We start from the raw sequence: 12,906 nt of genomic DNA, 5'->3' as shown, positions 1-12,906 counted from the left end.
CTCGATTGGCAGCGGTTTGGGCTTGGGATGCGCGCATGCGCAGCGCAGCGTCGCTGCAACACCACCGTTCCAGCCGTGCAACGGGCCGCGGGCGTAGAATTCCGCTCCGCATTCGCGGCTTCTCCTCTCTTCTCCGGAACCTCCATGAGCGTCGCGCCGGTGTCGCGTCCCGCCTCGGCCCTGGCCATCGCGCTGGCGCTGGCGGCCGTCTATCTCGTCTGGGGGTCGACCTATCTCGCGATCCGCTTCGCCCTCGAAGGCGGGTATCCGCCGCTGCTGATGGCAGGCATGCGTTTCATCGTCGCGGGTGGGCTGATGTATGCCGCGCTGCGCCTGCGCGGCGTGCCCGCGCCGACGCGTAACCAGTGGAAGACGCTGCTCGCGATGGGCGTGCTGCTGCTCGGCCTGGGCAACGGCATGGTCTGCATCGCCGAGCAGAGCGTGTCTTCGGGTCTGGCCGCGGTCGCGGTCGCCTCGGCGCCGATCTGGATCGCGCTGTTCGCGGCGATCCGTGGGGACCGTCCCTCGCGCATCGAATGGGCCGGTCTCGCGGTCGGCTTCGCCGGCGTGCTGTGGCTCAACGCCGGCAGTTCGTTGACCGCGTCCCCGATGGGCCTGATCGCATTGCTGATCGCGCCGCTGGCCTGGGCCTTCGGTTCGGTGTGGAGTCGCGGCCGTGATCTGCCGTCGCCGTTCATGGCGGCCGCGGCGCAGATGCTCGCCGGCGGCGTGATCATCCTCGCGGTGGGCCTGCTGATCGGCGAACGCTTCGCCGAGCTGCCGACGCTCAAGGGCACGCTGTCGGTGGCGTACCTCGCGTCCTTCGGCTCGATCATCGGTTTCACGGCCTACGTGTGGCTGCTGCACAACGTGCGCCCGACGCTCGCCGGCAGCTACGCCTACGTCAATCCCGCGATCGCGGTGCTGCTCGGCGCGTGGCTCGCGTCGGAGCGCTTCCACGTCAACGATCTCGGCGCGATGGCGGTGATCCTGGTCGCGGTGGTCGCGATCACGCTGGGCCGCGCGCGCGCGAAGAAGCCGGTGCCGACGCCGGCCGCAGCGGTTGCCGGAGAAGATCCATGATCGACGCCGCACAGAGCCGCCGCGGCCTGTGGATCGCGGTCGCGGCCTTCGTGATCTGGGGCCTGATGCCGCTGTACTGGTATTTGCTGCGGCACGTGCCGTCGCTGCAGATCGTGCTGCACCGCTCGATCTGGTGCGCGATTCTCGTCGCCGCGTTCCTGACCATCCGCCAGGGCCGCGGCTGGCTGCGCGAAATCCTCGCGCAGCCGAGACTCGCCGGCATGCTCGCGATGTCGGGTTGTCTGATCGCGGCGAACTGGGCGCTGTACGTCTGGGCGGTCAACAGCGGACACGTGGTTGAGGCGAGCCTGGGCTACTTCATCAATCCGCTGCTCAATGTCGTCATCGGCGTGGTGTTCCTGCGCGAGCGGCTGTCGGTGCCGCAGTGGATCGCGGTCGCGCTCGCCGGCGGCGGCGTTGCGTGGCTGACCTTCAACTACGGCAGCTTTCCGTGGATCGCGCTGTGCCTGGCGACCTCGTTCGCGCTGTACGGCCTGATCCGCAAGTTCGCCGCGGTCGAAGCGGTGCAGGGGCTCGGCGTCGAGAACCTGTTCGTGTTCGGTCCCGCGCTGCTCGCGCTGGCGTGGTTCGAAAGCCAGGGCGGCGGCGGATTCTTCTCGCTGCGCTGGGGTGGCTGGACCGACGTGCTGCTGGTGCTCGGCGGCGCGCTGACCGCGATCCCGCTGATCTGTTTCGCCTACGCGGTGCGACGCGTGCCGCTGACGATCATCGGCCTGTTGCAGTACATCGGTCCGACGCTGCAGCTGCTGTTGGGCGTGTTCTTCTTCGGCGAAGCCTTCGGCATCGACCGTGCGATCGGCTTCGGGTTCATCTGGGTCGGGCTGGTGGTGTTCGCGCTCGACGGCTATCTGCAATCGCGCAGGCGGATCGTCGCGCAGCAGGCCTGAGGTTTATGGGCCCTCTGGATTCGATGGGTTTCGCTGCGCTCTACCCATCCTACGAAAGCATCAGCGGGCGGCGAGCGCGGTCTGCGGGCAGGCCGCTGCGTCGAACCAGTCGACGACGGTCGGCGCCAGACGGTCGAGCCGCATCGGCAGGCTGAGGTGGTCTTCGCCGGCGAGTTCCAGATAGCGCGCACCGGGCACGGCTGCGGCGAGCGCACGGCCGTGTGCGACCGGTACATGGCGATCCGCATCGCCGTGCACCAGCAGCACGCAGGCCGGTGCCTGTGCCAGCGCGGCGCCGACGTCGATGCCGTCGAGCGGCAGCGACAGCGTGTCGCCGGCACGTGCGATCGCCGCGTCCAGCACCGAGGCGTCGATGCGCCAGCGCAGCCAATGGCGGGTGAGTTGCGCGTGCCAGCTGCCGCCGTCTTCATCGAGCATGTGCGGCACCATGTCGCGGATCGCGGCGCCGGCATTGTCGAAGGATTCCAGTGCGACGACCCGCTCGGCCTGCAGGCGCGGATCGGCCGCCGCGAACAGCGCGGTCGCCGCGCCGTAGGACACGCCGAAGATGTGCAGCGGGCCGGCGATCTCGCCCTGCGCGCGGAGGGCAGCGACCGCGTCGACGACATCGCCGGCCTCGCGCGTGCCGTAGCCCGACGGCGCATGGCCGGAACGGCCGTGATTGCGCAGGTCCAGGGTGATGGTGCGATAGCCGGCTTCGGCCAGCGCGATCGACCACGGCAGCAGCGAGCCGCCATCCATCATCCAGCCGTGCAGCAGCACGATGGTGCCGCGCGGCGGGGCGGACGGCTCGGACGGCGCGTGGAAATCGAGCGAGAAGTCGACGCCGTGCGGATCGTCGGCGGGCCGCGTCCACGCGTAGTCCATGCCGTAGTCGCCGGGATCGAGCGCACGCCAGAACACCGGCACGTCGTCGCGCGTCACGACGTGTCCGCTGCGGTTCGGCAGCCGCGCGAATGCGGCGTCGACGCGCTCTGTCTGCAGCAAAGGCGATACGCCGGGCGGTGCGACCAGCTTCGACGCCAGCGAACTCGCCATGCCCGGCCAGGACGAAAATCCGGCGACGAGCAGGCTGGCGACGAGGAGGGCGGCGAGGCGGCGCATGGCGATGGGCGGTGGCGAGGCGGCCGCGCAGACTATCGACGCGGCGCCGGGCGTCGCTATCGCACGGCGATGACAGCTGCATGACAGACGGTCGCCATTCATCGGCGCGCGCCGGTCACTGCACTGGCCTTCTGGCACAGTGCGGCCATGTCGACCTGTCGCACGGGAGTTCTTCGATGATCACCGCGCATGCCGCGATCGTGCTGGCCGCCGGCGGCAGCACGCGTCTGGGGCGGCCCAAGCAGCTGCTGCGCCACGACGGCGAAAGCCTGGTCGCACGCGTCGTGCGGCTGGTCGCGGAAACCCATCCCTGCAGGCTGGTCGTGATGCTCGGTGCGTATCACGACGCCGTCGCGGCGGAACTCGCGCCGTCGCCGCATGGTTTCGTCGAGCTGCACGACGTGCCCGACTGGCGCGACGGTCTCTCCGCCAGCCTCGTCGCCGCCGCGCGGGCGCTGCAGGCGCATCGCGGTCCTGTATTGGTGACCGGCATCGATCAGCCTGCGCTCAACGCGCTGCACCTGCGCGCGCTGCTGGACGGCGCCCGCAGTGTGCGTTCGGGCTGCGCGGCGGTGATGCACGGCGAACGCCCCGGCGCGCCAGCGGTGCTGTCGCACACGTTGTTCGCGCAGGTGGATGCACTGGCAGGCGATCGGGGATTCGGCGCGCTGTTGGCGGCATTGCCGGAGGACGCGCTGTTCCGGCTGCAGGCGCCCTCGCTGGCGCAGGACATCGATACGGCGGAGGACGTCGCGCAGGCGCTGGCGGACGGGTTGCTGGATCGTCCGGGGCACTGATGCGATCGATCGGGCTGTGCGTTGCGACCCGTGCTGGATGCTCGAACTAGCCGGGGTCTGCTCCTTCCCCCGCGTGCGGGGGAAGGCTGGGATGGGGGCGAACGATCAGCTCGAGGCAATAGGAGTGCCTGCGATAAACGCCAAGTTTCCGCTCGCGTCATCGTCTGTGATGGCCGACGGTTTGCCCCCACCCGACCCTCCCCCGCGTCGCGGGGGAGGGCTTATGGCGCATCTCGCGCCGTCCGGACGCGGTAGAACTCACTGCATCCGCGACAGCATCCACACCACGCACACCGCCCCGACGACGCCGATCGCCAGCGCCGCGTTGCGCCAGCGTTGCGCACGGCGCCGGTAGCGCGCGACGCGTTCGTCGTTGAGTGCGGTCGCGCGCGCGATCCACGGCGCTGTGTCGCGCTCGGCCTGTGCGTAGATCACCTCTGCGCGCGCGGGATCGGCCTCGGCGCGCAGCGCAGCGTCTTCGTAGCGTTCGAACGCACGCTTCTGCAGCGACTGGATCTCGCGTGCGATGTCCGCGTTCGACAAGGTGTCCGGCGATGCAGCACTCATGTCGCGCGCAGCGCCGCGGTGACCGGCAGGCGCGCGGCGCGCAGGGCGGGGAACAGGCCGCCGACGAGGCCGATGCCCAGCGCCCACTTCAGGCCGTTCCACAGCAGCTCGGGCGAGACCTTGAACTGGAACACCACCTGGCTGAAGTTGCTGCCCAGCGTGCTGACGCTGTAGCCGTTGAAGATGCTCCACGCGAGCAGTCCGCCGAGCAGGCCGCCGAGCAGCGCCAGCAGCATCGTCTCCAGCATCACCGCGACGACCACCGGCAGGCCGCGGAACCCAATCGCGCGCATCGTCGCGATCTCGCGCGCACGGCCAGCGACGGCGGCGTACATCGTATTGAGCGCGCCGAATACCGCGCCGACCGCCATGATCGCGCCGATCACCGTGCCCAGCACGTTGATGATCGTGGCGAGCTGGCCGGACTGTTTGCCGTAGTAGGCGCGCGTCGTCGAGACGTCGAGCTTCAGGCGCTGGTCGGCATCCATCGCGGTCTTGAACGCGGTGAAGCCGGCGGTGCCCTCGGTGCGCACGGTGATCGACTGGTAGGCGCTGCGGTTGTAGGTCGACGCCAGCGTCTCGGCATCGGTCCACAGCTCCGAATCGTGTGCATCGCCGGAGGCGAACACACCGACCACCGTCCATTGCTGGTTGCCGAGCGTCAGCGCCTTGCCAACCTCGAGCCCGCGGAACTGGCCGCGCGCGCCCTGGCCGACGACGATCTCGCGCAGGCCCGGCGCGAATTTGCGGCCTTCGATCATCCGCACCTTGTCGTGCACGGCCCAGGCGAGTTCGCCGACACCGCGGAACTGCGCGTTGACGTCGCTGCCGTCGGCCTTCGACGGCAGGTTGACCACCTGCGACAGCTCCGGCGATAGCAGCGGGCGGCCCTGGGCATCGCGTGCGATGCCGGCGAGCGTACCGATCAACGGCACCTGGTCGCGGGTGATCACCGAATTGGTTTCGGCCTGCGAACCACCGCGCAGCACGATCGCCGACGTTTCATCGCCGGTGCTGTTGAGCGTCGCCTTGAAGCCCTCGCCCATCGCCAGCATCGCCACCAGCACGCCGACCACACCGGCGATGCCGACCACGATCACCGACGAGGCGCCCCAGCGCTGCGGCAGGCTGCTGATGCCGATGCGCGCCGCCGCCAGCGCCAACCGGCCACCGCGGGTGAGCACCAGCCAAAGCCCGATGGCGACCGCGATCGCCAGCACGCCGTACCAGGGCAGCAGCACCCACACCGTGAGCCCAATGATCAGCGCGACGATCGACAGCAGGTTCCAGAGCCAGGGTCTTGTCATGTCGGTCCGATCCGGTTCGTCATGCAGCGGAAAGCAGTGCGAAGGGCCATGAGGTCAGCGTCCCGCCAGCGCATCGACGATCTTCAGCCGCTGCGCGCGCAGCGCCGGCAGCACGCCGACGATGATCCCGATGCCGATCATCAGGCCCAGCCCGATCAGCCAGGTCTGCGCCGGCACCGTGGGCAGCGCGATCGCGCCGCCGCTCGCCGCGCTGACCCCGGGCATGATCGCTGAGGCGAGGCCCAGGCCCACCAGCCCGCCGATCATCACCAGCAGCACCGATTCCACCATCACCAGCACCAGCACGGTGCCGTCGGTGAAGCCGAGCGTCTTCAACGTCGCGAGTTCGGGGATGCGCTCGCGCACCGCCTGCGCCATCGTGTTGCCGGTCAGCAGCAGCAGGGTGAAGAACACCGCGCCCATGATCGCGGTGACGATCAGGCCGATGTCGGCGAACTGCTTGGCGAACGCCTGCTGGAACGCGGACTCGGTCTGCGACTTGGTCTCGTGGTCGGAGTTCGCCGAGATCGCATCGATCGCCTGCGCTACGCGCGAGGCCTGGTCGGCATTCGCCAGTTGCACGGTGAACCAGCTGACCTGGTTCTTGATGTAGTCGTTGGATTCGTCGAAGTAGGTCCAGTTCATCATCAACTGGTTTTCCGCGCCGACGTTGCCGCGGTCCTTGGCGCGGAAGATCGCCTTGAGTTCCAGGGGCCAGTCGTTGCTGCCGCCACGCGGGAAGATCGTCGCCTGCATCGGAATCGTGTCGCCGATCTTCCATCCGAACTTCTTGGCCAGCGCTTCGCCCACGGCCGCGCCGGTGCGCGTGTCGCGGAAGGCCTGGAGCTGGTCGGGCGGCACCTCGTATTCGCCGTAGACGTCGAAGAAATTCGGCGCGACCGAGAAGTTCGGGAAGAAGTTGCGCTGGTCCTGGTAGATGCCGCCGAACCACATCGCGTAAGTCACCTGGCGCACGCCGGGGATCGACTCGATCTGTGACTGCAGGCGCACCGGCAGCGACTGGGTGATCGACAGCCGCGAGGCGACGATCAGCCGGTTCGCGCCGTCGACGCTGCCGCCCGAATTGAAGGCCACGCGCACCGAATCGAGCATGCCGAACAGCAGGAACGCCGCGACCACCGACAGCAGGGTCAGCAGCGTGCGCGTCTTGCTGCGGAACAGCTGGGCCCACACCAGCGACAGGTATTTCATCGTGCCGTCTCCCGGTTGCGGTGGGTCAGTGCGCGCCGATCGGCGTGTCGACCAGCTCGCCCTTGTCGAGATGGATCGTGTGGGTCGCGTATTCGGCGGCCTTCGGATCGTGCGTGACCATGACAATGGTCTTGCCGTGTTCGCGGTTGAGTTCCTGCAGCAGGCCGAGGATCTCCTCGGCGCTCTGCCGGTCGAGATCGCCGGTGGGCTCGTCGCAGATCAGGAACGTCGGGTCGGACACGATCGCGCGGGCAATCGCCACGCGCTGCTGCTGGCCGCCCGACAGCTCGTTGGGCTTGTGCGTGCGGCGGTCGGCGAGGCCGACGAGGGTCAGCGCGATTTCCGCATTGCGCTTGCGTTGCGCCGCGCCCAGCGTGGTCAGCAGCAGCGGCAGCTCCACGTTCTTCTGCGCGTTGAGCATCGGCATCAGGTTGTAGAACTGGAACACGAAACCGACGTGGCGGCTGCGCCAGTTCGACAGCTGGCCGGCGCTCATGCGGTCGATGCGCTCGCCCTCGATCTCGATCTCGCCCGAGGTCGGCGTGTCCAGACCGCCGATCAGGTTCAGCAGCGTGGTCTTGCCCGACCCCGACGGGCCCATCAGCGCGACGAAATCGCCGCGCGGGATATCGAGGTCGATGCCGTGCAGCACGTCGACCTTTTCCGGGCCGCGCTGATAGGTCTTGTGCAGGTTGCGGATGCTGACGAGGGACGACATGGCACACTCCGGAGTGGATGCTGCTCGGTGGATGTGGTGTGCGATCAGCGGGATTCGCGTTCGGCGTCGGCCATGCGCACCTTCGCGCCGTCGGTCAGCGTGTCCGGCGGATCGAGGACGACGGTGTCGCCGGCGTTGACGCCCGACAGCACCTGGCGGTCGTCACCGAGCGCGATGCCGGTCTCGAGCGTCTGCTGCGTCACGGTGTTGTCCTCGCCGAGCACGAAGGCGACGTCGGCACCGTCGCGCTGCACGATCGCCGCGCCCGGCACGCGCACGCCGCGCGGCTGCTGCGCATCGTCCGCCTTGGGCGCTTCGAGGAAGCTCACGCGCACGCCCATGTCCGGCACGATGCGCGCGTCCTTCTGCTTGATCGCGATGCGCACCTTGACCGTGGCCTTGCCGCGGTCGGCGGCCGGGATGATCGCGATGACTTCGGCCGGAATCTTCCAGTCGGGATAGGCATTGAGCGTCGCCTCGACCGGCATCTTCGGCTGCACGCGGCCGATGAAGGCCTCGCCGACGTCGACTTCGACTTCCAGCGAATCCATGTCGACGATCGTGCCGATGCCGGTGCGGGTGAAGCCGCCACCGGCCGAGAGCGGCGAGACGATCTCGCCCGGTTGCGCGGCCTTGGCGGTGACCACGCCGGCGAACGGCGCGCGTACCACGGTGTTGTCGACGCCGAGATCGGCGATCGCCAGCGACGCGGACGCGACCTGGGTATTGCGCTGCGCGGTGACCAGCTGCGCCCGCAGCGCATCGCGCTGGGCGATGGCCTGGTCGTACTGCGAACGCGACACCAGCTGCTGCGCGACCAGCGACTGCAGACGCGTGGCATCGGCCTCGGCCTGCGCCAGCTGGGCCTGCACGCTGCCGGTCTGGCTGCGCGCGGCGGCGAGCTGCGAGGCCGACAGGCTGCGCTGCGCATCGGCGTCGATCGGATCGAGCGTCGCCATGATGTCGCCGGCTTCGACGCGCTGGCCTTCCTCGATCAGCACTTCGCGCACGCGGCCGGTGATCTTCGACGACACCGTCGCGGTGCGGCGGGCGACGACGTAGCCGGTGGCGTCCAATACCGATGCATTCGCGCCGCCGGCGGTGATCGCGACGACCGGCGCCGTGCGCACCTCGACGCCGCCATCGCGCCCGAACAGCGCCCAGCCGGCGACCAACACGAGCAGCAGCACGACGACCGCGATGGCGATCCACAGGCCGCGACGACGCGGCGGCTCCGGCGGCGCCTTGCGGTCGATACGGAGTTCGTTGAGCAGATCGGCCTTGGTATTCATGGGTTCCATGGCAAGCAGGACGGAGCGACAGGCGCGAGTGTGACCGCGGGCGGTACGGGATCGAACCTGCCGGAAGTCAGCGACCGGGGCGCCGGACCGGGCGGGCACCGTGAAGCGCCGGGCCGAGTCTGCGCGCTTCCCGGCCGCGGGTCACCTGACGGGTGTCATCTGCAGGAGATGACGCCTGCGACTGCCGGTGCCGGGCGCCGCGCACGAGACTGCGGGCCACCCGGAGGACCCGACATGCACCCAGCCCCGCTCATTGCAGACACCACGCCGCAGATACCGGCACCACTCGCGCGCCTGTGTGGCGTGCGCCGCCGCCGCGGCGCCGTGCAGGCGCTCGACGGCGTCGATCTCACGCTGCCATCCGGTCAGGTCACCGCGCTGCTCGGCGTCAACGGCGCCGGCAAGACCACCGCGATCGAGATCCTGCTCGGTCTGCAGGCCGCCGACAGCGGTGAGGTGACGCTGTTCGACCGGCATCCGTCCGACCTCGACGCGCGCCGGCACATCGGCGTGATGCTGCAGCAGGCGCAGTTGCCGGAACGCCTGCAGGTCGGCGAGCTGCTCGCCCTGGCACGCAGCTGGTATCCGCAGCCGCGCAGCGTCGCCGATTGCGTGGCGCTGGCCGGACTCGACGGCCTGCTCGGCCGGCGTTACGGCCGGCTCTCGGGCGGCCAGCAGCGTCGCGTGCAGTTCGCGATCGCGTTGTGCGGGCGGCCAAAGCTGTTGTTCCTCGACGAACCGACCACCGGTCTCGACATCGGCGCGCGCCAGCAGGTATGGCGCGCGATCCGCAGCCTGGTCGCCGACGGCGTCGGCATCCTGCTGACCACGCACTACCTGGAAGAGGCCGAAGCGCTGGCCGATCGCGTCGTCGTGCTCGATGCCGGCCGGGTGCGTGCCGACGGCCGCATCGGCGAGATCCGCGCGCAGGTCGCGCAGCGGCGCATCCGCTGCACGAGCGTCGTGCCTGCCGAGGTCGTGTCGACCTGGCCGGGCGTGCGGACCGCGGACGTCGTCGACGGGCACCTGGTGGTCATGGCCGAGCACGCGGAAGCCGTGCTGCGCCGGCTGCTCGACGCGGACCCGCAGCTCGCCGACCTCGATGTGCAACGCGCCGGTCTCGCCGAAGCCTTCGTCGCGATGACCGCGCCGGGAGCACCCGCATCCGATACGAATCTGGAGGCCGCGTGATGGGCACCACGATCGACCCCGGCGCGCGCGTCGCGCTGTGGCGCTGCCATCTGCTCGAGACGCGCTGCGAACTGCTGCGGCTGCTGCGCGAACCGATGTACATCATTCCGACGCTGCTGTTCCCGGCGCTGTTCTACGTGATGTTCGGGCTGCTGCTCGGCGGTCGCGGCAGCGGCGAGGCGGCCCGGTACCTGCTGGCCACCTACGGCGTGTTCGGCGCGATGGGCGCGGGCCTGTTCGGGTTTTCGGTCACGCTGGCGATCGACCGCGAGCGCGGCTTCTTCGCCCTGCGTCGCGCGCTGCCCGCCCCGTCGAGCGGGTGGCTGGTCGCGCGGCTGCTGATCGCGATGCTGTTCGCGCTCGCCATTGCGCTGGAACTCGCGCTGCTGGCGACGGTCTTCGGCGGCGTGTCGCTGGCGGCCGGGCAATGGGCGCTGCTGTGGACGGTGACCGTGCTGGGCGCGTTGCCGTTCTGCGCGATCGGCCTGCTGCTCGGCAGTGTGGCCAGCGCGAACGCGGCGCCCGCCTGGGTCAACCTGCTGTTCCTGCCGATGGCCTTCCTGTCCGGCCTGTGGCTGCCGCTGGCGATGCTGCCCGACGTGTTCGCGCGGCTGGCCCCGCTGTGGCCGGCCTGGCACCTGGCGCAGATCGCGCTGGGCGTGACCGGGCAACCGGCGACCACGTCGCCGTGGCTGCATCTGCTGGTGCTGGCCGTCGTGACCGTGGCCTGCTGCGTGCTCGCGCTGCGCCGCCTCGCGCGCGCGGTCTGACATCGCGCTTCGTCTTCTGGAGAGACCGACATGACACATGCGAACAGGACAGGACCGCGACGCTGGCCGGGCGTGGCCGCGGTGGCCGCCCTGGTGGCCGTGCTGGGCGGCGCCGTGGCACTGATGGGGCGGACGTCCGCGCCGACCGCGGGCGCGACGGCGGCAGGGACGCCGGCGGCGCACGCGTTCGCGATCCAGGACGTGCGCATCTTCGACGGCGTCGACGTCATCGAACGCGGCACGGTGGTGGTGCGCGACGGCCGCATCGAGGCTGCCGGTGCCGGGGTGGCGGTGCCCGACGGGGTCGAGATGATCGACGGCGCGGGCCGCACGCTGCTGCCCGGTCTGATCGATGCGCACGTGCATGCCTGGGGCGACGCGCAGCAGGACATGCTGCGCTTCGGCGTGACCACCGGGCTGGACATGCACGGCCTGGCGGACCGGCTGCCGGCCCTGCGCGCGCAGCGCGAATCCCTCGCGCCGACCGTACAGGCCGACCTCTGGGCCGCCGGCACCGCGATCACCGCACCCGGCGGGCACGGCACGCAGTACGGGTTTCCGGTGCCGACCGTCGACGCCGACACCGACATCCCGGCCTTCATTGCCGCGCGCGTGGCCGAGGGCGACGACTTCATCAAGCTGATCGTCGAGGACCTGAGTGGCTACGCCGCCGGCCGCACCCTGCCGACGCTCGACGCCGACCAGGTGCGTGCGGTCGTCGAGGCCGCGCACGCGCAGCAGCGCATCGCCGTGGCCCACGTGTCCACGCAGGCGAGTGCGCGTGCGGTGCTGGACGCAGGCATCGACGGGTTCGTGCACGTGGCCGACGATGCGCCGGCCGACGACGCCTTCATCGCCGAGGTTGCACGGCGCGACGCGTTCGTCATGCCAACGCTGTCGGTGATCGCCTCGTTGGCCGGCGACGCCGCGGGCCGGCAGCTCCTCGACGATCCGGCGCTGGCGCCGTGGCTGACGCCCGGACAGCGTGAAAGCCTGGCTGCGCGCATGCCGATGACGCCACGGCCGCAGCGCCTCGCCGATGCGATCGACAGCGTGCGTCGCCTGCACGCCGTCGGCGTGACCATCCTCGCCGGCAGTGATGCGCCCAATGCCGGCACCGCGCAAGGCGCCAGCCTGCACGGCGAGCTCGCCCTGCTGGTGCGCGCCGGTCTGACGCCGCAACAGGCGCTGGCCGCGGCGACGTCCGCGCCGGCCGCGCGCTTCGGGCTCGCCGACCGCGGACGCATCGCGCGGGGCCTGCGCGCCGATCTGGTGCTGGTCGACGGCAATCCGCTCCAGGACATCGCCGCGACGCGCCGCATCGCCACGATCTGGAAGAACGGCGTGCGCATCGAACGCACGCCATCCGGCGCAGCGGTCGCGACGGCCGCGGCGGGCACCCTGCCGGACGACCCCCGCATCAGCGATTTTGAGACCGGGCTCGACGCTCGCTTCGGCAGCTGGGCGCCGACGACCGATCAGATGGCCGGCGGGGCCTCGACCGTCGCGCATGCCCGCATCGACGGCGGCGCGGACGCGTCGTCCGGCGCGCTGTCGGTGCGCGGCGAGATCAGGCCGGGCTTCGCGTTTCCGTGGGCCGGCGTGATCTTCTTCCCCGCGTCCGAGCCGATGCAGCCGGTGGATCTGTCCACGCGTCGCGAGCTCGTGTTCCGCGTGCGCGGCGATGGCCGCCGCTACAGCGCGATGCTGTTCTCCGGCGCGTCGCCGACCGGGATGCCGGCGACGCAGCACTTCGACGCCGGCAGCGCGTGGACCGAAGTGCGTCTGCCGCTGTCGGGATTCGCCGGCGCGGATCTGTCGCAGGTGCGGGGGCTTGCATGGACCGCGGGGCAGCCGGAAGGCGGCTTCGCGTTTGCGCTCGACGACGTGGCGCTGCACTGACATGCAGGCGGAGCGCCGCGGCGGA

12 protein-coding genes are annotated in these 12,906 nt (G+C 70.3%); 6 read left to right on the top strand and 6 right to left on the bottom strand.

Annotated elements, in window-relative coordinates:
• The first annotated feature begins 144 nt into the window (after positions 1-144).
• The gene (yedA, locus tag CURTO8I2_RS08960) at positions 145-1,083 is read left to right on the top strand and encodes a drug/metabolite exporter YedA (protein ID WP_159680490.1); all 939 of its coding nucleotides are present in this window, start codon (positions 145-147) and stop codon (positions 1,081-1,083) included.
• Positions 1,080-1,991, top strand: a complete 912-nt coding sequence (gene rarD, locus CURTO8I2_RS08955) for an EamA family transporter RarD (protein ID WP_159680488.1) — start codon at positions 1,080-1,082, stop codon at positions 1,989-1,991. The genes yedA and rarD overlap by 4 nt, the downstream gene beginning before the upstream one ends.
• A gap of 60 nt (positions 1,992-2,051) precedes the next feature.
• Here the strand turns inward: rarD and CURTO8I2_RS08950 are convergent, their stop codons facing one another.
• Entirely contained in the window at positions 2,052-3,116 is a 1,065-nt protein-coding gene (locus CURTO8I2_RS08950; RefSeq protein WP_159680486.1) for an alpha/beta fold hydrolase, read from the bottom strand.
• Between the two features lie 176 nt (positions 3,117-3,292).
• Between CURTO8I2_RS08950 and CURTO8I2_RS08945 the strand changes: the two genes are divergently transcribed.
• Complete coding sequence (locus CURTO8I2_RS08945) at positions 3,293-3,913, top strand: nucleotidyltransferase family protein (protein WP_159680484.1); 621 nt, start codon at positions 3,293-3,295, stop codon at positions 3,911-3,913.
• Between the two features lie 258 nt (positions 3,914-4,171).
• On the opposite strand, the gene CURTO8I2_RS08940 is transcribed toward CURTO8I2_RS08945, so the two are convergent.
• From CURTO8I2_RS08940 to CURTO8I2_RS08920, 5 genes are read right to left on the bottom strand one after another with little or no spacing between them, the layout of a single operon-like run.
• Positions 4,172-4,480, bottom strand: a complete 309-nt coding sequence (locus tag CURTO8I2_RS08940; protein WP_159680482.1) for a hypothetical protein — start codon at positions 4,478-4,480, stop codon at positions 4,172-4,174.
• Entirely contained in the window at positions 4,477-5,787 is a 1,311-nt protein-coding gene (locus tag CURTO8I2_RS08935) for an ABC transporter permease (RefSeq protein WP_159680481.1), read from the bottom strand. Before CURTO8I2_RS08935 ends, CURTO8I2_RS08940 begins: the two co-directional genes overlap by 4 nt.
• A 54-nt stretch (positions 5,788-5,841) precedes the next feature.
• A complete protein-coding gene (locus tag CURTO8I2_RS08930; RefSeq protein WP_159680479.1) occupies positions 5,842-6,999 on the bottom strand; it encodes an FtsX-like permease family protein in 1,158 nt (385 codons plus the stop codon).
• 25 nt (positions 7,000-7,024) lie between these two features.
• On the bottom strand, positions 7,025-7,717 hold the full coding sequence (locus tag CURTO8I2_RS08925; RefSeq protein ID WP_159680477.1) for an ABC transporter ATP-binding protein: 693 nt from the start codon (positions 7,715-7,717) through the stop codon (positions 7,025-7,027).
• A 44-nt stretch (positions 7,718-7,761) separates the two neighbouring features.
• Positions 7,762-9,009: an efflux RND transporter periplasmic adaptor subunit gene (locus CURTO8I2_RS08920; protein ID WP_159680475.1), complete on the bottom strand. Its 1,248-nt coding sequence runs from the start codon at positions 9,007-9,009 to the stop codon at positions 7,762-7,764.
• 243 nt (positions 9,010-9,252) lie between these two features.
• Between CURTO8I2_RS08920 and CURTO8I2_RS08915 the strand changes: the two genes are divergently transcribed.
• The 3 genes from CURTO8I2_RS08915 to CURTO8I2_RS08905 are packed head-to-tail and all read left to right on the top strand — an operon-like array spanning position 9,253 to position 12,881.
• On the top strand, positions 9,253-10,209 hold the full coding sequence (locus CURTO8I2_RS08915) for an ABC transporter ATP-binding protein (RefSeq protein ID WP_159680473.1): 957 nt from the start codon (positions 9,253-9,255) through the stop codon (positions 10,207-10,209).
• A complete protein-coding gene (locus CURTO8I2_RS08910) occupies positions 10,209-10,979 on the top strand; it encodes an ABC transporter permease (protein WP_159680471.1) in 771 nt (256 codons plus the stop codon). Before CURTO8I2_RS08915 ends, CURTO8I2_RS08910 begins: the two co-directional genes overlap by 1 nt.
• A gap of 30 nt (positions 10,980-11,009) precedes the next feature.
• Positions 11,010-12,881, top strand: coding sequence for a CIA30 family protein (locus CURTO8I2_RS08905; RefSeq protein WP_159680469.1), 1,872 nt, complete (start codon positions 11,010-11,012; stop codon positions 12,879-12,881).
• Positions 12,882-12,906 lie beyond the last annotated feature (25 nt).

Origin of the sequence: Luteimonas sp. 9C (assembly GCF_902506295.1) — a bacterium.
Taxonomy (GTDB): Bacteria; Pseudomonadota; Gammaproteobacteria; order Xanthomonadales; family Xanthomonadaceae; genus Luteimonas.
The sequence above is the reverse complement of the archived record's forward strand: the minus strand, read 5'-3'. Positions and strand labels throughout refer to the sequence as shown.